General features: G+C 46.2%; 24 protein-coding genes. 11 read left to right on the top strand and 13 right to left on the bottom strand.

Annotated features, from left to right (window positions below):
• Window positions 1-3,022 (bottom strand): tetratricopeptide repeat protein (locus MC7420_RS34340; protein WP_063712048.1); only part of this gene is annotated, 3,022 nt, incomplete at its 3' end.
• A 388-nt stretch (window positions 3,023-3,410) separates the two neighbouring features.
• On the opposite strand from MC7420_RS34340, the gene MC7420_RS34335 reads away from it, so the two are divergent.
• Window positions 3,411-3,806: a CU044_2847 family protein gene (locus tag MC7420_RS34335; protein ID WP_006106566.1), complete on the top strand. Its 396-nt coding sequence runs from the start codon at window positions 3,411-3,413 to the stop codon at window positions 3,804-3,806.
• Between the two features lie 491 nt (window positions 3,807-4,297).
• Here the strand turns inward: MC7420_RS34335 and MC7420_RS34330 are convergent, their stop codons facing one another.
• Together MC7420_RS34330 and MC7420_RS34325 are read right to left on the bottom strand one after the other, a co-directional pair.
• Complete coding sequence (locus tag MC7420_RS34330) at window positions 4,298-6,220, bottom strand: ArnT family glycosyltransferase (RefSeq protein ID WP_006106562.1); 1,923 nt, start codon at window positions 6,218-6,220, stop codon at window positions 4,298-4,300.
• Window positions 6,221-6,505: 285 nt separating this feature from the next.
• Complete coding sequence (locus tag MC7420_RS34325) at window positions 6,506-7,090, bottom strand: hypothetical protein (protein ID WP_044211347.1); 585 nt, start codon at window positions 7,088-7,090, stop codon at window positions 6,506-6,508.
• Between the two features lie 165 nt (window positions 7,091-7,255).
• Here MC7420_RS34325 and MC7420_RS34320 point away from each other — a divergent pair, with 165 nt between their 5' ends.
• Both MC7420_RS34320 and MC7420_RS34315 read left to right on the top strand, forming a co-directional pair.
• Entirely contained in the window at window positions 7,256-7,612 is a 357-nt protein-coding gene (locus tag MC7420_RS34320) for a DUF565 domain-containing protein (protein WP_006106584.1), read from the top strand.
• A gap of 168 nt (window positions 7,613-7,780) precedes the next feature.
• A complete protein-coding gene (locus MC7420_RS34315; RefSeq protein WP_006106556.1) occupies window positions 7,781-8,410 on the top strand; it encodes a hypothetical protein in 630 nt (209 codons plus the stop codon).
• 53 nt (window positions 8,411-8,463) lie between these two features.
• On the opposite strand, the gene MC7420_RS42165 is transcribed toward MC7420_RS34315, so the two are convergent.
• From MC7420_RS42165 to MC7420_RS41010, 4 genes are read right to left on the bottom strand one after another with little or no spacing between them, the layout of a single operon-like run.
• A complete protein-coding gene (locus MC7420_RS42165; RefSeq protein ID WP_006106567.1) occupies window positions 8,464-8,601 on the bottom strand; it encodes a hypothetical protein in 138 nt (45 codons plus the stop codon).
• Window positions 8,589-8,726 (bottom strand): hypothetical protein, encoded by a 138-nt coding sequence (locus tag MC7420_RS41015; protein WP_006106588.1) that lies wholly within the window; start codon window positions 8,724-8,726, stop codon window positions 8,589-8,591. Before MC7420_RS41015 ends, MC7420_RS42165 begins: the two co-directional genes overlap by 13 nt.
• Window positions 8,714-8,851 (bottom strand): hypothetical protein, encoded by a 138-nt coding sequence (locus MC7420_RS42160; protein ID WP_006106587.1) that lies wholly within the window; start codon window positions 8,849-8,851, stop codon window positions 8,714-8,716. Before MC7420_RS42160 ends, MC7420_RS41015 begins: the two co-directional genes overlap by 13 nt.
• Window positions 8,839-8,976, bottom strand: a complete 138-nt coding sequence (locus MC7420_RS41010; RefSeq protein ID WP_006106573.1) for a hypothetical protein — start codon at window positions 8,974-8,976, stop codon at window positions 8,839-8,841. The genes MC7420_RS42160 and MC7420_RS41010 overlap by 13 nt, the downstream gene beginning before the upstream one ends.
• A 69-nt stretch (window positions 8,977-9,045) precedes the next feature.
• On the opposite strand from MC7420_RS41010, the gene MC7420_RS34310 reads away from it, so the two are divergent.
• Window positions 9,046-10,161 (top strand): hypothetical protein, encoded by a 1,116-nt coding sequence (locus MC7420_RS34310; RefSeq protein ID WP_006106569.1) that lies wholly within the window; start codon window positions 9,046-9,048, stop codon window positions 10,159-10,161.
• 362 nt (window positions 10,162-10,523) lie between these two features.
• On the opposite strand, the gene MC7420_RS34305 is transcribed toward MC7420_RS34310, so the two are convergent.
• The gene (locus MC7420_RS34305) at window positions 10,524-11,129 is read right to left on the bottom strand and encodes a cytochrome b/b6 domain-containing protein (protein ID WP_006106582.1); all 606 of its coding nucleotides are present in this window, start codon (window positions 11,127-11,129) and stop codon (window positions 10,524-10,526) included.
• Between the two features lie 189 nt (window positions 11,130-11,318).
• Window positions 11,319-12,059 carry an LmeA family phospholipid-binding protein gene (locus tag MC7420_RS34300; RefSeq protein WP_071777292.1) on the bottom strand — a complete coding sequence of 247 codons (741 nt, stop codon included), beginning with the start codon at window positions 12,057-12,059 and terminating at the stop codon, window positions 11,319-11,321.
• Window positions 12,060-12,263: 204 nt separating this feature from the next.
• Here MC7420_RS34300 and MC7420_RS34295 point away from each other — a divergent pair, with 204 nt between their 5' ends.
• Both MC7420_RS34295 and MC7420_RS34290 read left to right on the top strand, forming a co-directional pair.
• On the top strand, window positions 12,264-13,598 hold the full coding sequence (locus MC7420_RS34295; protein WP_006106561.1) for a glutamine synthetase family protein: 1,335 nt from the start codon (window positions 12,264-12,266) through the stop codon (window positions 13,596-13,598).
• Between the two features lie 165 nt (window positions 13,599-13,763).
• Window positions 13,764-13,961 carry a hypothetical protein gene (locus tag MC7420_RS34290; RefSeq protein ID WP_157453452.1) on the top strand — a complete coding sequence of 66 codons (198 nt, stop codon included), beginning with the start codon at window positions 13,764-13,766 and terminating at the stop codon, window positions 13,959-13,961.
• Between the two features lie 112 nt (window positions 13,962-14,073).
• Here the strand turns inward: MC7420_RS34290 and MC7420_RS34285 are convergent, their stop codons facing one another.
• Window positions 14,074-14,190: a photosystem II protein Y gene (locus tag MC7420_RS34285; protein WP_006106581.1), complete on the bottom strand. Its 117-nt coding sequence runs from the start codon at window positions 14,188-14,190 to the stop codon at window positions 14,074-14,076.
• A 111-nt stretch (window positions 14,191-14,301) separates the two neighbouring features.
• Window positions 14,302-14,856 (bottom strand): gamma carbonic anhydrase family protein, encoded by a 555-nt coding sequence (locus MC7420_RS34280; protein WP_006106585.1) that lies wholly within the window; start codon window positions 14,854-14,856, stop codon window positions 14,302-14,304.
• 121 nt (window positions 14,857-14,977) lie between these two features.
• On the opposite strand from MC7420_RS34280, the gene MC7420_RS34275 reads away from it, so the two are divergent.
• From MC7420_RS34275 to MC7420_RS34260, 4 genes are all read left to right on the top strand, one after another.
• A complete protein-coding gene (locus MC7420_RS34275; RefSeq protein ID WP_006106563.1) occupies window positions 14,978-15,487 on the top strand; it encodes a TIGR02652 family protein in 510 nt (169 codons plus the stop codon).
• Between the two features lie 209 nt (window positions 15,488-15,696).
• Window positions 15,697-16,137, top strand: a complete 441-nt coding sequence (locus tag MC7420_RS34270; protein WP_006106577.1) for a VOC family protein — start codon at window positions 15,697-15,699, stop codon at window positions 16,135-16,137.
• A gap of 513 nt (window positions 16,138-16,650) precedes the next feature.
• Window positions 16,651-17,985 carry an AAA family ATPase gene (locus MC7420_RS34265; RefSeq protein WP_044211344.1) on the top strand — a complete coding sequence of 445 codons (1,335 nt, stop codon included), beginning with the start codon at window positions 16,651-16,653 and terminating at the stop codon, window positions 17,983-17,985.
• A complete protein-coding gene (locus tag MC7420_RS34260) occupies window positions 17,966-20,698 on the top strand; it encodes a tetratricopeptide repeat protein (protein ID WP_157453451.1) in 2,733 nt (910 codons plus the stop codon). The genes MC7420_RS34265 and MC7420_RS34260 overlap by 20 nt, the downstream gene beginning before the upstream one ends.
• Window positions 20,699-21,237: 539 nt before the next feature.
• Here the strand turns inward: MC7420_RS34260 and MC7420_RS34255 are convergent.
• The gene (locus tag MC7420_RS34255; RefSeq protein ID WP_198016632.1) at window positions 21,238-21,573 is read right to left on the bottom strand and encodes a hypothetical protein; all 336 of its coding nucleotides are present in this window, start codon (window positions 21,571-21,573) and stop codon (window positions 21,238-21,240) included.
• Window positions 21,574-21,921: 348 nt separating this feature from the next.
• Between MC7420_RS34255 and MC7420_RS34250 the strand changes: the two genes are divergently transcribed.
• Window positions 21,922-22,227 carry an urease subunit beta gene (locus tag MC7420_RS34250; protein ID WP_006106558.1) on the top strand — a complete coding sequence of 102 codons (306 nt, stop codon included), beginning with the start codon at window positions 21,922-21,924 and terminating at the stop codon, window positions 22,225-22,227.
• Between the two features lie 165 nt (window positions 22,228-22,392).
• Here MC7420_RS34250 and murA read toward each other — a convergent pair whose 3' ends face one another.
• Window positions 22,393-23,763, bottom strand: coding sequence for a UDP-N-acetylglucosamine 1-carboxyvinyltransferase (gene murA / locus MC7420_RS34245; protein ID WP_232231853.1), 1,371 nt, complete (start codon window positions 23,761-23,763; stop codon window positions 22,393-22,395).
• Between the last annotated feature and the right edge of the window lie 56 nt (window positions 23,764-23,819).

The raw sequence follows: 23,819 nt of genomic DNA, 5'->3' as shown, positions 1-23,819 counted from the left end.
ACTCTAAGGCTTGCACAAACAAAGGTTCGGCTTCATCATATCTTCCCTGTGATGAATAGAGTTCTGCCAAATTGTTCAGACTGCTTGCCACATCGGGATGGTCATCACCCAGCAGGCGTTTATATAACTCTAAGGCTTGCAGAAACAAAGGTTCAGCTTTTTCATATCTTCCCTGTGATGAATAGAGTCCTGCCAAATTGTTCAGACTGCTTGCCACATCGGGATGGTCATCACCCAGCAGGCGTTTTCTCAACTCTAAAGCTTGCTGATGCAACAGTTCGGCTTCATCATACCTTTCTTGTGAAGAGTAGAGATTACCCAGATTGTTTAAACTGGTTGCCACGAATGGATGGTCATCTTCCAGCAGGCGTTTTCTCAACTCTAAGGCTTGCAAATACAAAGGTTCAGCTTCATCATATCTTCCTTGAAAATCGTAGAGTAGAGCCAGATTGTTCAGACTGGTTGCCACATCAGGATGGTCATCACCCAGCAGGCGTTTTCTCAACTCTAAGGCTTGCAGAAACAAAGGTTCAGCTTCTGAATACCTTCCCTGTGATCTGTAGAGATTAGCCAGAATATTCAGACTGGCTGCCACATCGGGATGATCATCACCCAGCCAACGTTTATTCAACTCTAAGGCTTGCAAATGCAAAGGTTCAGCTTCTGAATACCTTCCCTGTAATTCGTAGAGTTCTGCCAGATTGCCCAGACTGGTTGCCATGAATGGATGATTATCTCCCAGCAGGCGTCCATATAACTCTAAGGCTTGCAGATACAAGGATTCAGTTTCATCATACCTTCCTTGTAATGAGTAGAGTAGAGCCAGATTGCTCAGACTGGTTGCCACGAATAGATGGTTATCTCCCAGCAGGCGTTTTGTCAACTCTAAGGCTTGCAGATACAAAGGTTCAGCTTCACCATACCTTCCCTGTAATAAGTAAAGTTCTGCCAAATTGTTGAGACTTTTTGCTACATGAGGATGGTCATCTCCTAAACGCTCTCTCGTTGCTGATAAGCACTGCTCAAACCAGGGTAATGCCTGTTTGTAAAGTCCTTGACCTTGATAAAATCGACCTAAGCCAACAAAGGGTTTGGTTAAATCCTCATGACTTAACCAATCCTGCTGATTCGTTGCAGCTTCTGCTAGGTGTGGAATCATTGGGGTAGCGATGACAATATCATCTTTAGTTGGCGTCCAAGGAATCTGCTTTGCCGCCGCAACCATCCCCTGGCAAAACCGTTGTTTAAGTTCATCTGCTTCAGTTAATTCCTTTACCTTCCCTTTTAAGAATTCCCGAATCAGTTGATGCAGTTGATAACTCTCTTTATCTACCCGTTCCAATAAGCTTCGATTCACTAATTCATCATCCCGAATATCCTCCAACTCTTCTACATCTTCGTCTGAACAGCATTGTTCCACCCATTTCCAAGGAATGGGAGCTAGAGCAAATAAACTCAAGAAACAGGCTAACGTCTGAGCATCTTGACTCAGTTCTTGCCAACTTAACTCAAACGCCGCCTCAACCCCTAATTGTGCCGTCATATCTGGGTCAGGATTATTTAAAGAACGATGGGTTAACCTCAAACGCTGGCACATTTTCTCTAAGGACAAATCAGGCTTACGCTGTAAATACCGCCCCACTAATTCCAATCCCAAGGGTAAATAGCCTAAGTCTTGACATAGACGTTTTACCTGTTCCGGTTCCGCCTCAATCCGTTCTTGTCCAATCAATGACACTAACAATTCAATCGCGGCTGCTTCTGTAAGTACATCTAGATGTATTCGTTCAAAAGACGCCCCCAAGTTTTGCCGCCTAGTCGTAATCAACACCTTAAACCGGGATTCCGCAGGGGGAAGATAGGGTTTAATCTGTCGATAATTTCGCACATCATCAAAAATAAATAAGACATCCCCTCTCCGCCAATGTCGCCAACAGTAAGCCACCTGTTCAGTTAGTTCTAACCCATCCGGTAACTGTAAATCTAATTGAGTTCTAGCAAAACTAACAATCTGAGTTCCGACAACAGACTCCCCCGCCAGTATCCAGCACAAGCCACCGGGATAGGTTCCCTGTTTCTGGTGATGTAGGGCATACTGTAAAGCTAGTTCCGTTTTCCCTACACCTCCCATCCCCGCTACTGCACAAATGGCGATGCGTTCAGTTTGCTGTAACTGTTGGTGCAGATTTTCCAGAACCTCCGCGCGTCCCACAAATTCAATCACCCCACTATGCTTTAAATTATGGGGAGAAGCGGCTAACTCAGGTTGAAGCGTCTCTGACTTAGGGATGAGTGGCGTCAAACAACGAGTAAGATTAATCGGTTCCCCAGAATTGCTACAAATCCAACGTTGGGGAAACTCTGAGCTAATTTGATGCAGACGCTCGACTAAAGTGTAATTCGTTACCCAGCGCTCTGACTTCGGTTCCAGCGCCTCTAGTAACGCCGCCGTGAACGCACTATGACTTCCATCAATCCCCTCATACGCTACCTCGAACTCTCGTGATGCGGCAATAAAAGAGCGATCGCGTGCTTTCCCTCCCTCCCCTGGATCAGCCTCAGCAACGTTGAGAACCTCCCCACTGTAACAGCAATCCAGGATCACAATTTGCTGTCGCACCTCACTGGTGAGCAGCAATCGACGTAACCACTGTAGAGACAATCCCCAGTTTTCCCCCTCCGGATTCACATCACTGCTCGCTAAAAACCCTTCTTCTACCCCCAAATCTTGCCGTAGTCCATGCCCAGAAAAGTATAATAGCGCTGTATCTGGGACTGATTTACCCTTAGGCTTAAACAATTGTATAATGGCGTTTCGTAGCTGACTGAGTTTAACATTGGTTTTCTGACCCACCCGAATCCGGTTATTCTGCTTATCCTTTACCCCGGGGAGTCGGGTAACTTTAAACTCACCATACTGTTCGAGTCGTTGAGCTACTGCTTCCGCATCTCCCCCTGGCGCGTTCAGGGGATTAAATCGCTCATACTTATTTATACCAACAACCAAAGCATCCCGACTCATCGCCAAAAATCTTTATCGGTGTTATCCCCTCATCATGGCAAACATTCGGCTATTTGTAGGGTGAGGAGAGCGAAGCGTAACGCACCATTTTAAACCATTTTAATTGGTGCGTTACTCAACCCCTCTCCCCCAGCCCCTCTCCCACGCCGGGGAGAGGGGAGCAAGAGAGTCCGGTTCCCCTTCTCCCACCCCCCTCGTTCCCCCCTACAAGAGGGGGGAGGACAGAGGATGCTTCGCTTTTTTTGCAGGGGGGATGACTAAGGATGCTTCGCTTTTTTTGCACGGGAGAGGGGAGCAAGACAAGGGAGAAGGGGTTAGGGGATGAGGGGGAAAATGTCGCCCTGGAAAGTATGCTAAACAATAACCAATACCACCCCATCAAACGATCATGCCTCAACTCATCCCAATTCAGCTCGACGATCAAACCATCATCTATATTGAAGCCACAGAAGACGTAGACATTCCCGACATCACCACAGAACCCGAAGACGAAGACGAAGAGGAAGACGGAGAGGAGCCCACAGTTCCCAAAACCCTTGAAGTCGCCAAAGCTCAAAAGCAAATGGTGCAGAATTTCCGAGCGATTCAAGGCACAATTCGAGCGTACACAATTTACACCTTAAGCGCCTTTAAAAAAATGGCGATCGCGAATGTCAACAAAGTTACCCTAGAATTTGGTATCGAACTCGGTGGTGAAGCTGGCGTCCCGTATGTCACCAAAGGAACCGCTAAAAGCAACCTCAAGATTACCGTTGAATGTTCATTTCCTGATTCAACTGAATAAAATTACATAATCAAATAAGTGTCAATTACGGATGATGGTTGGAATATAAATACAATCCTATAAATCCGCTTCAATTTAAGCTAGAAACCCCTCACCCCTAGCCCCTCTCCCACTCTGGGGAGAGGGGAGTAAGAGAATCCGGTTCCCCTTCTCCCGTGCAACAAAAGCGAAGCATCCTCTGTCCTCCCCGTGCAAAAAAAGCGAAGCATCCGCTGGCTTCCCCCTTTTTATAGCAACCGCCATAGCGGTTAGGACACATCATTTATGTAGAGACGCGCCATGGCGCGTCTCTACAATGGTGCCGAAAGTCCTAATCGATGTGTCTACTGCTATAAGGGGGACGGGAGGGGGATCTAAAAAGGGGGGAACGAGGGGGAATTTTTGAGCAGTAGATAGACATAGCTGAAAACCTTGCCAGAATTGGTTTTCGACCTTAAGTTGACACCAATGGGGCTGGGGGTGAGGGGTTTCTACTTAATTCCCCCTGACAGTTAAAGCTTGCGAGCAAGAACTTGTTTAGTCACTCGAATCAAATGATAAGCACCTTCCTGATCAATGACCGTATATTCACTAGGTTTGAGCCATTCTTCTTTAAGTCGATTAAATCGCTTCGACTCAATTAAAACCAGAGTGGAAGGTGGATTAGGCTCAATTTTAGCGATGTCCTCAATGTAAGCAATAAACTTATGTTCCTCATCAAAATAATTCACCGATCGCTTGGCATAAAATACCACACTAGGCTTTTCAAATCCCATCATTAGAAACGCTTCTGACGGTTGGTTCACCTCAGCCGCGATCGCGGATAATTCTCGTAGGGGAAGCTGACGTTCCTGATCTAATAGAAAAGTAGCCGGGGAAACCACCAGAATAATAAACGCCACAAACGCCACCAAATTAATCGTTCCTAACCAACGCCACCCTCGACGCCTACATAACGCGATCGCCGCCGCTACCGCCGCCATTCCCCACAGAATACCTCCCCGCAGCGGTAATCCTGACGCTTGCAACGTTTCCGATAAATTCAGCGCCGCCGGATCATAGCCAATGAAATTAGGACTATACCAAATTGCCCAAGCAATGACACCCAGCAGAATCAGATTAAATCCAGCACTCAACCGTAACCCCCATAGACGTTGAGGAGGATAAGTGAGTAAATCACTAGCTAATAATGCCACCAAAATTGCCGCCGCAGGCATTAACGGTAAGACATAACTGGGAAGTTTAGTAACGGCAATTGTAAAGAAGCCAAACACCCCAACAAACCAACACAGGGCAAATAAACCTAACTGACTCGCACGAGGAGACGAACGCCATTTTTTAACCTGCCAAAACCTTAACCGGGCAATTGCCAAAGGCAGATAACAAGACCAAGGGGCAAACCCGACTAACACAACCAGAAAATAGAAATACCAGGGCGCCCAATGGTGATTCACCACCCCGACAAAGCGTTCAACATTGTGATAGCCAAAAAACTTCTCGATATAGTCTTCGCCATTCGCCAAGGTAACTAACACATACCAGGGAATTGCTAGGACACCAATCAGCCCCAATCCCCAAACCAGGCGCATTTCCCGCACCACCTGCCAAAACTTCCCCAGATATAACAAAAATGCGCCAATAATTAATCCAGGGAGGACAAATCCCACCGGTCCTTTGGCAAGAATCGCTAAGGCAATTAAGATATAAAATGCCAAATACCAACCCGACGCAAATCCTAAAATAGGTTTGGGATCACCCATTATTTGTCCACGGTATTGGCTATCTTGCGCCTCCGCTTCCTGTCTCCCGGTTTCCCCTTGCACATAGCCAATAAAAAAGCATAAAAGAGCCGTTCCCATACAGCCAGAGAGTAGCATATCCGACACCCCAGTCCGCGCCCAAACCAAAGTGATCGGATTCAATGCAATTAATGTCGCCCCAATTCCCGCCGATAACCAGCGCTGGCGTTCTAAATTAGGTAGTTTTGGGGTATCTTCAACTTCCATCTGCTGGTGATCAACCAGAGTCCGGGGACGAGAAATCCCAAAATAGCGTAGCGTATAAAAGCCCAATATTGTGAGCGCGATCGCACTCATCGCCGAGGGAAGTCGCACCGCCCATTCATTCACGCCAATCAGGTGATAGCCAATCGCCATTAACCAGTAGACTAAGGGCGGTTTATCAAACCGAGTCTCCCCATTAAAATACGGTGTAATCCAGTCTCCTGTCACCGTCATCTGGCGGGCGGCTTCGGCGAATAACGGTTCAGTTTCATCAACCAAACCCGTACTACCTAAGTGCCATAAAAACGCCACCCAGCAAATCGCCGCTAACCCTAAAACCGAGAACATCCACAAACGAGTTGGATGCTTTTCCCAAACATTCCACCACTTTGTCACGGGTTGAGTGATCCTATCCTTAGATTCAACGTCCACTACTTTTTGACACTCACCGCCCTAAAAGGACGGTGATTCTTTCTTCACAGGGATTCCAACGAATTTACCCAAGGTAACATTAACTGTCAGCGTCTCCAACTTAATTTAGCCGAAAGCGCGATCGCAATATACCCCTTCCCTGACTAAGACAATCCCTTCAAGTTCCTTATCCAACAGTAGAGACGCGCCATGGCGCGTCTCTACTGGTTTCGTAGTAGGCACTTTAGTGCCAGAAAGAAGCGCTCGCATCGCTGACTACAAACTCTAAAGTCAGTGTCATTAACCCTAATACGGTTGCAAAACTAACTCCCATTCGCCCGTCTTTTTATTCCAAACAGGTACAGGCGTCTCTCCAATCACATAAGGTCCCCAATATAAACGAGAACCATCTTGGGCGAATGCCACCACAATATCTCCGTTTCCCAAAATCAGATCATCTTGGGGAAGAGAAAGAATCAGCCCTTGGCTTCCTCCTTCCATCGGGGAAAAATCCCAGTGGGCGGGTTTGGTGTAAGCCTTTGAATCCGTTTGACGCTCTAGCAACGCCACCCGCACCGGATGTTCCGTGGAATTGCTGACTCGCAACCCTCCTTTTTGCGCCGCTAGAGCAACGGGATCAAGGGGGGGAGAGGGTGAAGCCTCTGGGGAGGGTAACGGTGAAGAGAGTGGTGATAATGCTGGTGATAAGGGTTGAGCCGTTTCCACCTCAGCAACCTCTGGTGATTGGCTCACCGAGGGTAATGATGCTGTATCCGAGGATTGGGGTTCTATCCAAACCTTGAACTCAAATAATCCCAGTCCTAGTCCAGCCATACCTAAGAGGAGTACGATGATAAATACTGGATATAGCATATAGTTTAGTCGTTTCATTCGTTTTGAGGGGATTGACTCTGCACCACTGCGTCTGTGGGGGGTGCTAACAAAATGAATTGCCAGCCCCCTACTCTCATTGAAACAAGCTTGACCGAAACCGTGTTATTTTGCACAAAAGGCTAAGTGATTAAGGTCTGTGTGTGGTTGCTTTCTGGTTGATCGATGCAAAATACTCGTCTTAATACTCTCGTCGATGTGATCTTGGCAAGGTTAGCCCAGTGGTTTACCAATCCCTGGCGACGCCTGTCCATAATTTTGCTGGGACTACTGTCAGGCATTTTCCTCGGTAGTGCTATCTCAACGACAGCCGGACAAACGGCTGACTGGGATGTGATTGCGGCTGGGATTTTAATTATTTTCACGGAAACGGTAAGCCGGATTGTTTATGGCAGAAATCGCCAGCGTTTGCCTTCTCTGAGCAGAGCATCCCGATTGTCATGGTTTCTGGAAACAGTGAATGCTCTGAAAATTGGTTTGGTTTATAGCATGTTTTTGGAAGCGTTTAAACTGGGTTCATAGTCATTTGTCTTATGTCATTTGTCTTATGTCATTCGTCATTCGTCAGGTTATAAGGTCAGATATAATTTTTGATTCTGTGTAGGGGCGGGTTTGACTATTATCGTTTCTTACCTCACCCAGATGTCACTAAACCCGCCCAAACTTCCCTATCATTCATAATTCATACTCATGGTTCAAACAATTCAAGCAGAAAACATAACCCTGCGGGAACTAATCACCCTCTATGGACTTCAGCTCGTTGAAGGTGAGCAATTTTTCCGAGAGTGGCAAGATAACCTTCCTGAACTCACCAACCAGGAAAAACAGCTATTGGATCAAATAAAAGCTGGTTATATTAATTTGCGGAATTATCCGCCCTTATTAGAAAATACGGTTAACATCGCTGTTTTGTCGCCTTTACTTTTCGTGGGGCAGTTTTATTTACCTCCTTTTCACATTAAACTAGAAAAATCTGTACAAATTGCTACAGAAGATGGTGGCTCAGTCATTAAAGGACGAATAGACGTTTTGCTTCTGAATGAGCAATTTTGGGTGAGTGTGATTGAATCGAAACAGGTTGCTTATTCCGTAGAAGCTGGACTCGACCAAATTATTGCCTATATGCTAGCAACTCCTCACCCAGAAAAACCTGTTTTCGGGATGATCACCTCCGGCGGTAGCTTTATGTTTATTAAGCTGGTTAAAGGCGAACCCCCGCAGTACGCCACGTCTGATATTTTTGATATTCGCAATCGCGGCAATGAATTATATAATGTTTTGAGTATTTTGAAACGCTTAGGTAAAATGGCACTAATTTAAGGTGGGTTCTGTTGATACGCTATCGGTGAGGGAGGGCGGGTTTTGTTGTTCCGTTATTGGTGACAAGTTAATTGAGTTCCTAAACCCGCCCCTACAATTGTAATTGTGGCTAAACCTGTCCCTACCCTAGGTTCTGTTGATACGCTATCGGTGAGAAAGGGCGGGTTTTGTTGTTCCGTTATCGGTGACAAGTTAATTGAGTTCCTAAACCCGCCCCTACAATTGTAATTGTGGCTAAACCTGTCCCTACCCTAGGTTCTGTTGATACGCTATCGGTGAGAAAGGGCGGGTTTTGTTGTTCCGTTATCGGTGACAAGGTAATTGAGTTCCTAAACCCGCCCCTACAATTGTAATTGTGGCTAAACCTGTCCCTACCCTAGGTTCTGTTGATACGCTATCGGTGAGAAAGGGCGGGTTTTGTTGTTCCGTTATCGGTGACAAGGTAATTGAGTTCCTAAACCCGCCCCTACAATTGTAATTGTGGCTAAACCTGTCCCTACCCTAGGTTTTGTTGATACGCTATCGGTGAGAAAGGGCGGGTTTTGTTGTTCCGTTATCGGTGACAAGGTAATTGAGTTCCTAAACCCGCCCCTACAATTGTAATTGTGGCTAAACCTGTCCCTAGCCTAAGACTTATGACTCATCCCGTTTCTCCGTCTCCCTCCCTCGGTGATATTCTTAACCAATGGATAGCCGGAAAATCACCTAATTCATCGGCTTGGCAAAAATTAGTTACAGCGGAATTAACACCACCGGAACGGGCGAAAGCGTTTGGAATTACGCCAGATAACGTAACGGAAAAATTACGGGCGCGATCGCGTCTTCTTCTCTCTGTCTATAGTGATGTTCTGGCTTTGCATTTCTTTGCCCAGAAAATTCAGAAAAATTCAGAACATTCAGAGTCTATTCAAACGACTATTCTCCTATCTCTGTGGCGATTATGGATTCCGTTGGCAATACAGTTGGCGGATTCTCAAAAAGAGTTAGGGCGTCCACTGATGCAGGGAATATTAGGCGGACAGGGAACCGGAAAAACTACATTGGCGGTTGTATTAAAATTAATTTTAGCCCAGTTAGGATATCGTACTCTTAGCCTTTCCATTGATGACCTTTATAAAACCTATCAAGAACGACAGCGCCTGCGAGAACAAGATCCGCGCCTGATTTGGCGGGGTCCACCGGGAACCCATGATGTGGAGTTGGGAGTGCAGGTATTAGATGAGTTGCGATCGCAGAATTCCTCAGACTCTATTCTTGTCCCCCGCTTTGATAAATCCGCGTGGCAAGGTGCAGGCGATCGCACGGATTTTGAACCTGTACAAAAGGCGGATATTGTGTTATTTGAAGGCTGGTTTGTCGGTGTGCGTCCCGTTGCGGCGACTGTGTTTTCGGGGGCGACTCCAGCACCTATTGAAACAGAGAGCGATCGCGCTTTTGCACGGGATATGAATGAACAACTTAAACAGTATTTACCCTTGTGGGAACGCTTAGATCGTTTAATCGTACTTTATCCCACCGATTATCGCTTGAGTTTGCAGTGGCGGCGTCAAGCAGAGGCGGAGATGATCGCGACGGGTAAATCGGGGATGAGTGATTCAGAAATTAATGAATTTGTCAAGTATTTCTGGAAAGCATTGCATCCCGAATTATTTATTACGCCATTAATTCACAATCCGGATTGGGTGGATTTAGTGATTGAAATTAATTCCGATCATACACCAGCTCGGGTTTATCATCCTGGGGATGACTGACGGATAAGTCCGACTACTTAAGGGAGGGCGGGTTTTGCACAAACGTTACCATCAATAGCCAAAAGCAAATTCCTAAACCCGCCCCTACAAATTCAAAACCAGGCTCTCTCAAAAGTCGGGAAGGGTTTCTCAATCGCCAATCCCCAATCCAATAGCAATACCATTAATTCAAGATAGTAGGATTGAAGAGTTTCGCAGAATCAAGTCAGGATTGCCGATATGGACTTGAAAGTCCTCCTTTTGAAGGGGGATTTAGGGGGATCGACAATGTACCGCATAGCAGAGCAAACTGCTGTATCATACCAAATCCGCCTTTACTACCCCCTTTTGCCATCTGTTTTCTGCCTTTTCGGGATATGATATTATCTGTCTTCACGCTGGACGAATGAACGTACTGTCTGAATCCACTTTTTTGGGGAATCCTCTGGACGATAGTTTAGCTTAAACATAGATACCCATAATGGCAATCCTCCTACCTTAGCACTGATTAACAAGTGCATCGCTAAACATCCAACTAATATCACCCATCCGGTTAAATGCAGATAATACCAGATATGATTTAATTCCCCATTGGGCAACCATTCTTCCTTGACCATACTGCCAGTCACTAAGGAAAAGGTAACCGCTAATAACATCACCGTATTCACAATCCGATGCAGACTATACCAACCGATAGGTTTACCCAGTTGTCTGAGTTTTTGAAACGAATCGGGTTGAACCAGGCGTTTAGAGCCTAAAAGAAAACTGTATAAGGCAAATGCTGGCATTACGCCGAGGAGTAAAGTTTTGCCAAATGTCCCATGAATGCCAATAATACCCGGAATTTGGGGCAGAGAGAGTTGACCAAATCGTCCATCGTAGGTGTCATACACCCAGTAGGATGTGATGATGGCTAAAATGGCAATTAGCCCATTGATACCATGCAACAGTCTCAGAAGTAATGGTTGATAAGGGGTAGCACGAGACATGGTTCACGTTATATCGATCAAAATATAGTATTCTATAGAATAACATTGACTAGGTTTGTAGCTTTTTGCCACGGCGATTAAAATCGCTGCTACACAAACAAAGTCCGCCTACGCGGACTGAATTATAACGGCGGTGACTAACCCGGATGAGGTAGGAGTATGTCACCGTTCTTAGCCATCCCTTCAGCCTCATACGGATGGAAATTGCGTCACATGCGCCACGGCTTGTAGGGTGAGTTGACCTTCTTGCACCTCCAGATAATGCATCTGTAGCGATATCCCTGGCATTTCAAAGTGACTCAAGTGTAAAATTTTACCTGCCTTGGCTACTAAGGCTTGAGTGAGTTCGGGTGAGAGTTCTTTTCCGTGGGCGTATTCAACCTTCTCTAGGACAACACTGCGTCCGTCATCACTTACTCTCGGAGTCGTGGTAAACGAGACTCGTTGCGTTTGATTACTTTGACTCAGCCGCACATCAGCATCAAGACCCACTCGACCTTCGGCTAGGAGGCGGCAATTTACCTGCTTGACGTTGAGCGTTTGTGACTTACCGTCCACCTGAACCTGGAGTGAGCGAAACTGAGTCCCTAACACATCGGAGTTGAAGGCACGGTTGAGGTCAGCTTGAGCAATCACAATCCGTGCTGTTCCTTCCGTCGGTTGGGTCAGTACAATATTACCCGTTAAGGCTTTGAAAGGAGCAACCGCAATGGTTTCTAGCCGGATAACCATCTCTTGTAGACGGATATCGTGTTCCATGATTAACCCCTCACCGTAAATAGTTAGGGATTCTAACTGACCCTTGGCTAGCAGGGAGGGGTCTGTTTTCACTTGCACATTAAGTTTTCTGGCATCATCGAGTTGGCTGGACAGTGCCAGTGTTGCAATTCTGTTTAATGTTTCTTCTCCAAGGCGGTCTAGGGTTAGCACGCGATCGCTCCTTTATATCAGCCGTGTATCCTCTCATTATATTAAGAAACGTTAATTTATGGATCTACTCTGGGTTAGAAACCCAGGCAGAAATAACTAAACCCATTAACACGCTTACGCAAAAGCAGCTACCATAAGCCAAAAAGCCTTCATCCCTCTGCCCTCGGACTTGGAGCCTTCTTGTACTAGCTCACCAGAAAATGCATGGAAAAAGAACAACTACAAAATCTTGACCAGCTTGGGATTCAATTTGTCCGCATTCTCTGGTGCGACAATGCCAATATTATCCGGGGCAAGGCAGTCCACCGGAAAGCCTTATCAGAATACCTCACCCATGGTGTGGGTATTTCTGCGGCTCAACAAGCCATTCCGGTCATGTATGATGCACCTGTGGCTGAGAGTGGATTTGGACCCGTGGGTGAAATTCGTCTCGTGCCAGACTGGAGTACGCTGAACCCTTTACCCTATTGTCCCGGTCATGCCCGGGTCATGGGCGATATGATGCTCAATGGTGTGCCTTGGAGTCTCTGTCCCCGTCATTTTCTCAAACGCATGGTTGCGGATGCCAACCAAGAGGGGTTAGAGGTAATTGCCGCTTTTGAGAATGAGTTCTATCTGTTGCAACGAACGGCTGAGGGCATCGCACCTGCGGATGAAACCGTATTTGCCTCGACGATGGCAATGGATTTGCATCAAGGGATCATTGATCAGATGGCAGAAGCGTTGATTGAGCAGGGAATGCTAGTTGAGCAATATTATCCCGAATCCGGTTCCGGTCAACAGGAAATCTCAATCCTCTATACCAACGCCCTCAGTGCGGCAGATCAACAGATTGCCTACCGGGAAACAATTAAAGCGATCGCACTCCAACATTATCGTATCGCCTCATTCTTACCCAAAATCTTTGCTAATCAAGCGGGTAGCGGTTGTCACCTGCACCTGAGTCTCTGGCGAGAGGGCGAAAATCTTATCCCTCATCCAGACGGGAATGGCGAATTGTCCGATATAGCGCGTCACTTTATCGCCGGAATTCTGCACCACCTACCCGCTTTGATGGCACTGACAACACCCACAACGAATTCGTATCGCCGCCTTTTCCCCCAGTCTTGGAGTGGGGCATTCCGCTGTTGGGGACTGGATAATCGAGAGGCTGCTGTGCGTGTCCCCACGCATCCTGAACCCCCGAGTCCGTCTCATTTTGAATTCAAAACCGTGGATGCTACGGCGAATCCCTATTTAGCATTAGGGGCAACGATCGCAGCGGGACTTGATGGTATCCGCCAAGGTTTAGAATTGGGAATGCCTGTGTCTGTAGATCCCAGTACGATGACGGATGCTGAACGCCAAGGAGCTAATATTGAACGATTGCCGAGTACCTTAACCGAGTCGATAGAACAGCTTAGAAATGACTCGGTACTCCTAGATGCATTGGGTAAGGATTTGGCTCATGTTTATTTGGCAGTTCGACAAGCCGAGTGGGAGGCGATGAGGGATTTCGATTTGGATGCTGAAGTAAAGCTTTTATTAGAGCGATATTGAATTACCTTCTGTAAGGTGGGCATTGCCCACCCTACTGTAACTTCACACAATTTTAATCAAAGCGATAAGCAAAAATACTTATACTAGAAATTAAGATGCCTCCCCTGCTCTAGGAGACAAGGAAGAAACATCAGAGCAATCTCAACAGTTAACCGGAGGTTGGACATGAGTATGAAAGAATTGGTTCACTCTCACCACCATTTAACGCTCAAAGAGATTGAATCGCTGCTTAAACCAGCATTTGATACCTTAATTTTAGTTACTGCCATAGCCTTTACTGTGTGGTTGGCTCTAGGGGTACAAGTTGAACCCAGCTCAGGTGGTAGCAATAGTATGAAAACTGCTACCCAATCCGTTGTTTGAGTCCCGCCATCTAAAGCATTAATTGAGTAGCTCGAACAGATGTACTGCACAATAGCCGTAGAGACGCGCCATGGCACGTCTCTACAAAAGGTATTTGTGTCTATCCAATAGATCAGGATTTATTCAGAAACGCCTGAATTTGACCAATAGCCGCTGCACCAATATTGAATAAAGCCCAACCTGCGGCTAAGAGGATAGGCAACAAGACAATGATTAACCGTAAATCCATAGTTTCACCTACCTCGCTTAATGCTTAAATTTATGTGAAGGATTCTCATATTATAGTATTAACCAAATTATGCCCCCAAAAGTCAATAGGTGACAGGTTTTTTTTCAGACCCTATTCAGGCGCGTGAAATCCCAAGTCTGTGCCTTTTCCGCCATGCACCAGCGCTAACTTCTGGTAACGCTGTGCGTGTTCAATTAGTTCAGCCGCCTCGGTTTCCGAAATATCGCGGACTTTTCGCGCCGGAATGCCAACCACCAGCGATAAAGGGGCAACATCTTTGGTTACCAATGCCCCAGCACCGACAATGCTGCCATGTCCTACCCGCACACCGTCTAAGATAATCGCACCAATCCCAATCAAACATCCCCGTTCAATATGAGCCGAATGGACGACAGCCCGATGTCCAATTGTCACATGGTCTTCCAGAATCGTGGGTTTACCCGGATCTCCATGTAAAATAGCGCCATCCTGAATATTGGTGCATTCACCAATATCAATCCGCTCGACATCACCCCGCACCACAGCACCATACCAGATACTGACTCCTGATGCGATCGCGACATCACCGATAACTACCGCATTGGGCGCAACAAAGGCAGCTTGAGACTGATCAACAGCAGACCAATAGGAAGGAGTTGCAGGAAACTGGGGATAAGAATCGGTCACGATTGCCTATAAAACAGATGAGTGTGTTCGAGGGTATTCTATAATTGATGAAGCCACATATATATTATTTATACAGGTACTAGCGCAATCGCCGAATGAATGACGATACCTTAAACCCTAGATGATTAATCCTAGTTTACAGTACCCCATATTCGGTTCAGAGATTCAATGTCCTCACTGTCGGCAGTCTATTCCGGCATTGACATTGACCGATACCTATTTGTGTCCCCGGCATGGCGCTTTCGAGGCAGATCCCAAAACTGAAGAACTCATCCACTTACAATCAGGGCGTCATTGGCGTCAATGGCAGGGTGAATGGTATCGTCAGCATACCCATCCGGATGGGATTCGCTTTGAAATTCACGAAGCTCTCGATCGCCTGTACACTCAAGGCTATCGGGCAACACGGGTGATTATTGCCAGTCGCTATCGAGATTTAGTTAGTGCTTATCTGGAACGGAGTACCCCTTGGCGGGGACAATCGGAACCGGGACGCCCGCGACTCTATGGCTTACCTGTGGCATTTAGCCCAGAACCCGAGGATGATCCCTGTTGGGAAGTGATTAACTTCGATTTGGAAAAAGAGCCAGGAATTCCGGTACGCTATCCTTATTTTCGATTATTTGAGTGAATTGTCATTGGTCATTAGTCATTGGTCATTTGTCCTTCGTTATTGAGCCTAGTAGGGTGGGCATTGCCCACCAACCTTAATGATCATGGCATTCTTCCCAGCTTCCCTATCACTAAGTCGGGGCGGGTTTAGTTAAGTGAATGGTTTGAGTTAAAGTGTTATCAGTAAAACCCGCCCCTACAGACAACAATTAAAATTATTCGTGAATCATGCATCATGCTTCAATTCGCACGGCTGATATTCATCGCGCGATCGCGTTCTATGAACAATTAGGTTTCACGGTTTGTGAACGCTTCACGGCGGGGATTACCCTAGCCTGTTGGATGGAGGGATTAGACGGACGAATTGAACTAATTCAAATCCCTGAACCTAAACCTGCACCCGATGCGTTTGGGGATGAACATTATGTCGGTTACTATCATCTTTCTTTTGATCTCACTGAAACAGTTTCTGACTTACCCAGTTGGCTGAAATCGCTACAACAGAGGCTAGCTGAGGCATCGAGTCAAAATCCGGCTCAGTGTCAGCCGCTGAAAATACTCCTAGAACCCACTCAACAAATTATCGGCGATCGCGTGTACGAGGTAGCATTTATTGCCGATACCGATGGATTACCCTTGGAATTTATCAGAGTCTTAGCAACCCGCTAATTTGTTCCAGACGCGCCATGGCGCGTCTCTACACCGATTGTTTAACGGGTGGATTAAAATTGTAGGGACGCACCGACGTGCGCCCGTGTCAACTTAAGCTCAATCCCCTCACCCCCAGCCCCTCTCCCACCAGGGGAGAGGGGAGCAAGAAGGAAGCGATATAGAAACGGTATTCTAGAGATGCTTTGGAAGCGTCTTTATGTGATGGTTCCCCTTCTCCTATGCAACAAAAGCGAAGCATCCTCTGTCCTCCCCCCTGCCAAAAAAGCGAAGCATCATCTGTCCTCCCCCCTCTTGTAGGGGGGAACGAGGGGGGTAGGGGGGAACGAGGGGGGTCCGGAGTTGGGGTTAGGGGATGAGGGTGAAAAGCTTGCCAGTCGTGCTTTTCACCTTAAGTTGACACCAATGACCGACGTGCGCCCTGAAATATGTGGTTATCCATTAAACCCTTACATAAACGTAGCTTGCTTCTCCCTTACGTGAGTATGACCAATGACATAAGACAAATGACAAATGATGGATATTGAAGCATTATTAGATAATATCTATAATTCCTTTACGCCAATGCCGCTTCCTGCTGGTGATCCTCAATATGTGGAATGTCGGGAGGTGCGGGGTGATGTGGAGATTGAACAAGATTTAGGCAAAAGTATTCAGCGTTCCAAAGACTTAACCTGTCAGTTGTATTCTGGATATCGTGGCGCGGGTAAGACGACTGAATTGTATCGACTCCAGACGTATTTGGAGAAGAAAAACTGCTTTGTTGTCTATTTTGCCGCAGATCAAGAGGATATCAGTGTCCAAGATGTTCAATACACGGATATCTTACTGGCTTGCACCCGCCATTTACTCGCCCAGCTTCAACAAGCCGATTCTACACCCATCGCCGACTGGTTACGCGATCGCTATGAGGATCTCAAAGACTTTTTTCTGCAAGACGTGAAGCTGGAGAAGCTGACGATTGAAGCCCAATTAAATCAGTTTGCCAAGCTAACGGCGGCGATTCGTACCGAACCCAGTCAACGTCAGCAAATTCGTGAGAAAGTCGAACCCCATACTGAAACTTTACTTAAGGCACTCAATCAGTTTATTGCTGATGCTACCAAGAAATTACCCGATGGCAAAACTCAATTAGTGATTATTGCCGATAACTTAGATCGAATTGTCCCGATTTTCCGGGAGAGTGGGCGCAGCAATCATGAGGAAATTTTTCTGGATCGTCACGAACAGCTTAAAGCCTTAGCTTGTCATATTGTTTATACTGTCCCCATTTCCATGATTTATTCCCGGTGGGCGACGGATTTAAAGGATAACTATGGCATTCCCCAAGTTCTGCCCTCGGTGATGGTACAGTGGCAAGATGGCAGTGTATACGAACCGGGTATTACTAAACTGAAGGAAACGATTAGACGCCGCATTGAACCGCATACCGATTTAGACTTAGAAACTGGAATTTTTGCCTCGCCCGACGTACTTGAACAACTCTGTCGCATGAGTGGCGGTTATATGCGAGATTTAATTCAACTGATGCAAGAAGCCACCAATCGAACCGATCAATTACCCATCTCAGCGCGGGCGGTACAACGGGCAATTGCCGAACTCCGAGACGTTTATCAACGGGCGGTGGAAGAGGATCAATGGCAGATTCTCGCCCAGGTTTATAAGAGTAAGGAAATTGGCAATGATAACCTGCACCGGAGTTTATTATTCAATCGTTGCTTATTGGAATATCGCTATATTAATCAGCAAGGAGAAAAGCACACCTGGTATGATGTTCACCCGATTATAGTGGATGTATCTAAGTTTCAAGATGCCCTAAAGCAAGGGAATGATGCCAATCGCCCCTGATTCATTACCCCCAGAAACCTTTGATCAAGTCTACCGTCGGCTGTTCCGGGCGCTGCGACGGAAGAAGGGATTTGGCTTATTTTTTGTGGTGCAATCTAATTATCGTCAGGTGAGTCAAATTATTGAGCAACTGCGGCGAGATTTACCGCAGAAAAAAATATCCCTGTTGCCGATTAAGCGGGAAACCCAAAAAGTTTATGATCAAATTGCTGAACTGAGAGAACAAGAAGGCTTTGATATTTTAGTGATTCGGGGGATAGAACAGGCGTTATATGAGTATGAAGATACTAAACGCCTGAGTGGTTGGAGTTCTACGGAAATCTATACCTATAGTTGGAAAGGTGTACCGCCAATTTTAAGTCACTTAAACCAACAGCGAGAACGGTTTGGGACTGATTTTCCCTGTAGTTTTGTCTTTGTTGTTCCTTCCTTTGTCCTGAACTATTTTATTCAGCGGGCACCGGATTTCTTTGATTGGCGATCGGGGTTATTTCATTTTCCGTTAACTGAGGAAGAACGGCAAGTTAGACTAGAGCAATTATCAATAGGAGATTTGCAGGAGTATTTAAAGCTAACTCCAGAAGAACGGGTGATTAAAACTTTAGAGTTAGACGACTTACTGGACGAAAGCAGCAATAGTCCAGAAACGACAGCTAAGTTATATTTTGAGCATGGCTTACTGTTTTTTAGCGGCAATCAAGATGAGAAAGCCTTAGCTAGTTTTGACCAAGCTATTGCCCTCAATCCTGATGACTATCAAGCCTGGAATAGGCGCGGCATCGTATTAAGAAGGCTGGAGCGATATGAGGAAGCGATAGCCAGTTTTGACCAAGCCATTACCCTTAATCCTGATTACTATAAAGCCTGGAATGGGCGCGGCATCGTATTAATAAATCTGAAGAGATATGAGGAAGCGATAGCGAGTTATGACCAAGCCATTGCCCTCAATCCTGATGACTATCAAGCCTGGAATAATCGCGGCGTCGCATTAGGTAATCTGGAGAGATATGAGGAAGCCATCGCCAGTTATGACCAAGCCATTGCCCTCAATCCTGATGACTATCAAGCCTGGAATAATCGCGGCGTCGCATTAGGTAATCTGGAGAGATATGAGGAAGCCATCGCCAGTTATGACCAAGCCATTGCCCTCAATCCTGATAACTATGAAGCCTGGAATAATCGCGGCAACACATTAAGAAATCTGGAGAGATATGAGGAAGCCATAGCGAGTTATGACAAAGCCCTTGCCCTTAATCCTGATAACTATGAAGCCTGGAATAATCGCGGCAACACATTAAGAAATCTGGAGAGATATGAGGAAGCCATAGCGAGTTATGACAAAGCCCTTGCCCTTAATCCTGATAACTATGAAGCCTGGAATAATCGCGGCGGAGCATTAGGTAATCTGGAGAGATATGAGGAAGCCATAGCGAGTTTTGACCAAGCTATTGACCTCAATCCTGATTACTCTAGCGCCTGGAATAATCGCGGCAACACATTAGGTAATCTGGAGAGATATGAGGAAGCGATAGCAAGTTATGACCAAGCTCTTGCCCTCAATCCTGATGACTCTAGCGCCTGGTATAATCGCGGTGTCACATTAGACGATTTGGAGAGATATGAGGAAGCGATAGTAAGTTATGACCAAGCTCTTGCCCTCAATCCTGATGACTCTAGCGTCTGGAATAATCACGGCAACACATTAGGAAATCTGGATAGATATGAGGAAGCGATAGCAAGTTATGACCAAGCTATTGCCCTCAATCCTGATGACTCTAGCGTCTGGAATAATCACGGTGTCACATTAGACGATTTGGAGAGATATGAGGAAGCGATAGCAAGTTATGACCAAGCAATTGCCCTCAATCCTGATGACTCTAACGTCTGGAATAATCGCGGTGTCACATTAGGAAATCTGAAGAAATATGAGAAAGCGATAGCCAGTTATGACCAAGCAATTACCCTCAATCCTGATGACTCTAGTGCCTGGTTTATGCGCGGCATCGCATTAAGAAATCTGGAGAAATATGAGGAAGCGATAGCCAGTTATGACCAAGCTATTGCCCTCAATCCTGATTTCTATCAAGCCTGGTTTAATCGCGGCAACACATTAAGAAATCTGGAGAGATATGAGGAAGCGATAGCCAGTTATGACCAAGCTATTGCCCTCAATCCTGATGACTCTAGCGCCTGGTTTATGCGCGGCATCGCATTAGGAAATCTGGAGAGATATGAGGAAGCGATAGCCAGTTTTAACCAAGCCATTGCCCTCACTCCTGATGACTCTACAGCCTGGAATAATCTAGGATTCCTTTATCTGATGCAAAATCAGCCCCAGAAAGCGAAGTCTTCTCTTAATCGTTCGCTTCAGATTAACGCCAACTTTTTTTACCCTCTATTTAATCTGGGATTGGTTCATGTCATCGACAACAACATTAAAGAAGCCAAACGACTCATCCAGAAAAGCTTAACCTGCTGTCAGGGCGATGATACTCAAGAACAACTCTACATTGCGCTTAGCACAATAGCACTGGGTCAAAAACAAGACGGATTGCAAAACCTGCAAGACATTCTCATCACTCTAACTCACCCTTCAAGAATCGGTGTCATTCGTGGCGGCGTTCTCGAATCGGCGGAACTATTAGCCCGCTATCCTGCTGAATTTCCAGGAATTGACCAAGCTTTAGCCATGCTCAAACAAACCTTACAGTGAGTCGGTTGGGTTTCGACTTCGCTCAACCCAGCAAATTAGCAACAGCAACAGAAGATTACGGATAATGTTGGCTACAGTTTAAGGTTTGTTATTGGTGGGTTACGGCGGATATTCCATTAAAAGATTACGGGAAAAAAGGTATTACCGCCTAACCCACCCTACCGATTTGGTACAGGTATTTTGATAGATTATAACCGTAGGGGCGCACCGACGTGCATTGGTATCAACTTAAGGCGAAAACTAATACTGGAAAGCTTTTAAGCTGTGTCTGTTTACTTCTCTAATCTTTTCCCCTCATCCCCTAACCCCAACTCCCGTCCCCCTTCAAAAGGGGGAAGCCATAGGATGCTTAGCTTTTTTTGCACGGGAGAATGGGAACCGGACTCTCTTGCTCCCCTCTCCCAGGCGTGGGAGAGGGGCTGGGGGTGAGGGGTTTTTAAATTGACACTGATGCGGTAAAATCGAAAGTCGTGAAGGGTTGCGCTCAGCATGACAAATTCTACCTTAGACTGCAACTTGGTATTAGGAGAAACTTCAAATTAACATTGTTTCAGCAGCGCAATCCACATATCAGGTGGGTTGGAATAATAATTGATCTTATCCACTTGATAGCGATTTGAGGTATAGCCTCTGTGCAAAATCAGATAGTCACCGGGTTCTACGCCTTGACCTTGTTCTGTCATATACGCCCGAATTCCGTCATCTTTCGGGACGAAGACATGGTTGTGACGGTCGTTGGATACTTGATAATGATGCGTTTTATTAAATCGCTGGGGTGGATTGGATAAAATTTTTTGAGTTAAGGACGAATCTGGAGCAGAAAGAATTGCTAACTGAGTTGAGAACATATCTGGCACGTCTTGGCTAAATATCACAAGTTGTTAGAAAAAGTTATTCCTGAAAATGCACGACTACATTTTCAGACCAATTGGGGATTGACTAATTAAGTTTTATCAAAGTTAGCGGCTGTCTATCTCAGCAAAATAGCGTAATTTTTATCCGCCTGATCACCGATATTTGGATAAATAAACTATTATAAAGATATTTTTATATAAATATACAAAATTAAAATAATCTTTTCATCAAACAGGTTAAATAGTCGTGTATCATAAACAGATTTGGTTTTGTTGGCAGCGGTAAAGATAGTTGAAGCACTGGGAGTAGCTGCTGTCATTGAAATGAACACTGTTTGTAGTTTTGTAATTTTTTGTTAAGGGTAGCTCATGATTCCAGGGGAACTAATCATCCAAAAGGGAGAAATTGAACTGAATGCGGGACGTCCTACCTTGCGCCTGTCGGTAGCGAATACAGGCGATCGCCCGATTCAGGTGGGTTCTCATTTCCATTTCTATGAAGTGAATGACGCTCTCACCTTTGATCGAGAGCAAGCCAAGGGAATGCGGTTAAACATCCCGGCGGGTACAGCCGTGCGTTTTGAACCGGGAGATGAACGGGAGGTTGAGTTAGTTCCGTTTGTCGGTAGTCGTCAGGTTTATGGGTTTAATGGCAGAGTCAATGGGGCGTTATAACGGGGAGCTGGGGGAGCAGGGGGAGCTGGGGGAGCTGGGGAAGTCATAACATACGCTTATGCTACTCTAGATCCCCGACTTCATGGTTGAAACCCTGATGTCACCAATGAATTGATTCAGAAGTTGGGGATTTATCGGATAAGTAGCAAGAATTGTGGCTTAGGGTCAGGAATTAACTGGACTGTGAGCCACCGAGGACGCTTTTATCGGGGAGTTATCCGATACTCGTTGTAATCGTGCGCCAAGTTTCTGTAACTTCGCCTCTAGCTTCTCATACCCTCGGTCTAAATGGTGCAGTCCCTGAATTGTGGTTTTACCATCGGCGGCTAAGGCGGCTAATATCAGCGCAGCGGACGCTCGTAAGTCAGTGGCAACCACAGGGGCTCCTGATAACAATGGCACACCGCGCACGATCGCATTATTCCCTTTAATCCGAATATCTGCCCCCATGCGATTTAATTCAGGAACATGTCCTAAACGATTTTCAAACACAGTTTCAGTAATCACACTATCCCCATCACTCAGGGTTAGGAGTGCCATAAAGGGAGCCTGCATATCCGTGGGAAATCCGGGATAGGGCAAGGTTTCAATATCCGTCGCCCGAATAATTCCCGTCGGGATAATCCGCAGACAGTCGGGGGCTTCCTGAATCACTCTCATGCCAATATCTTGGAGTTTCGCGATCGCGGCGGTAATATGATCGGGCACAACCGGGGACAGGGTGAGTTCTGACTGAGTAATTGCCGCCGCCACTAAAAACGTACCCGTTTCGATGCGATCGGGAATAATCGAGTAGTCTACTGAATGTAAACTGGGAACGCCAGAAATAATAATCGTGTTGGTTCCCGCCCCCCGAATCTTGGCACCCATGGCGTTACAAAAATTTGCCAAATCCACCACTTCTGGCTCTTGGGCAGCATTTTCTAAGATCGTTTCCCCTTCTGCTAACGTCGCCGCCATCATCAGGGTTTCTGTTGCACCCACACTAGGGTAGTCCAGATAAATTTTTGCCCCGTTTAACCGCCGCCGTCCATTTCCCCTCACATAAGCATGAACCATACCATGCTCAATTTGCACCTCAGCACCCAGCGCTTGCAATCCCCTAACATGAAGATCGACAGGTCTAGCGCCAATGGCACAGCCACCCGGTAAAGGAACTTGAGCCGCACCTAATCGTGCCAACAGAGAACCAATCACAAAGAAACTGGCTCGAAGCTGATTCACGATCTCGTAGGGTGCTTTTGACTGCTTCAAATGACGAGCATTGATATCCAAGATATTACCTTGGCGTTCTAGCTTTACACCCAAAGCCGCCAGCACCTGACCCATCCGCCCTATATCTACCAGAGAAGGCACATTACGCAGTCGGCAATCTTCAGGACACAGCAGCGCCCCTGCCATAATTGCCAATGCTGAGTTCTTCGCGCCACTAATGGTGACATGTCCTTTCAGGGAAGAGCTGCCCCAAATCTCTAGAACGGAGGCGTTTGGCTTGGGTACAGAGCTGGTATCTGTCAAATTAAGAGAGTGGTTGATAGGTCTATCCTCCAGAATCGGTGAAATCTTGGCATGTTTTAAAATTTGGTTTTGAT

Origin of the sequence: Coleofasciculus chthonoplastes PCC 7420 (genome assembly GCF_000155555.1) — a bacterium.
GTDB lineage: Bacteria > Cyanobacteriota > Cyanobacteriia > Cyanobacteriales > Coleofasciculaceae > Coleofasciculus > Coleofasciculus chthonoplastes_A.
This window is presented reverse-complemented; position numbering and strand designations above follow the sequence as displayed.

What these genes read in the sequence shown, in the direction of transcription:
- MC7420_RS34310 (WP_006106569.1), top strand. Translation starts at nt 9,046, where the DNA reads ATGACTCATCCCGTTTCTCCGTCTCCCTCCCTCGGTGATATTCTTAAC.
- MC7420_RS34335 (WP_006106566.1), top strand. Translation starts at nt 3,411, where the DNA reads ATGCCTCAACTCATCCCAATTCAGCTCGACGATCAAACCATCATCTAT.
- MC7420_RS34285 (WP_006106581.1), bottom strand. Translation starts at nt 14,190, where the DNA reads ATGGATTTACGGTTAATCATTGTCTTGTTGCCTATCCTCTTAGCCGCA.
- MC7420_RS34290 (WP_157453452.1), top strand. Translation starts at nt 13,764, where the DNA reads ATGAGTATGAAAGAATTGGTTCACTCTCACCACCATTTAACGCTCAAA.
- MC7420_RS34305 (WP_006106582.1), bottom strand. Translation starts at nt 11,129, where the DNA reads ATGTCTCGTGCTACCCCTTATCAACCATTACTTCTGAGACTGTTGCAT.
- MC7420_RS34295 (WP_006106561.1), top strand. Translation starts at nt 12,264, where the DNA reads ATGGAAAAAGAACAACTACAAAATCTTGACCAGCTTGGGATTCAATTT.
- MC7420_RS34260 (WP_157453451.1), top strand. Translation starts at nt 17,966, where the DNA reads ATGATGCCAATCGCCCCTGATTCATTACCCCCAGAAACCTTTGATCAA.
- MC7420_RS34315 (WP_006106556.1), top strand. Translation starts at nt 7,781, where the DNA reads ATGGTTCAAACAATTCAAGCAGAAAACATAACCCTGCGGGAACTAATC.
- MC7420_RS34320 (WP_006106584.1), top strand. Translation starts at nt 7,256, where the DNA reads ATGCAAAATACTCGTCTTAATACTCTCGTCGATGTGATCTTGGCAAGG.
- MC7420_RS34250 (WP_006106558.1), top strand. Translation starts at nt 21,922, where the DNA reads ATGATTCCAGGGGAACTAATCATCCAAAAGGGAGAAATTGAACTGAAT.
- MC7420_RS34270 (WP_006106577.1), top strand. Translation starts at nt 15,697, where the DNA reads ATGCATCATGCTTCAATTCGCACGGCTGATATTCATCGCGCGATCGCG.
- MC7420_RS34325 (WP_044211347.1), bottom strand. Translation starts at nt 7,090, where the DNA reads ATGAAACGACTAAACTATATGCTATATCCAGTATTTATCATCGTACTC.
- MC7420_RS34275 (WP_006106563.1), top strand. Translation starts at nt 14,978, where the DNA reads ATGATTAATCCTAGTTTACAGTACCCCATATTCGGTTCAGAGATTCAA.
- MC7420_RS34265 (WP_044211344.1), top strand. Translation starts at nt 16,651, where the DNA reads ATGATGGATATTGAAGCATTATTAGATAATATCTATAATTCCTTTACG.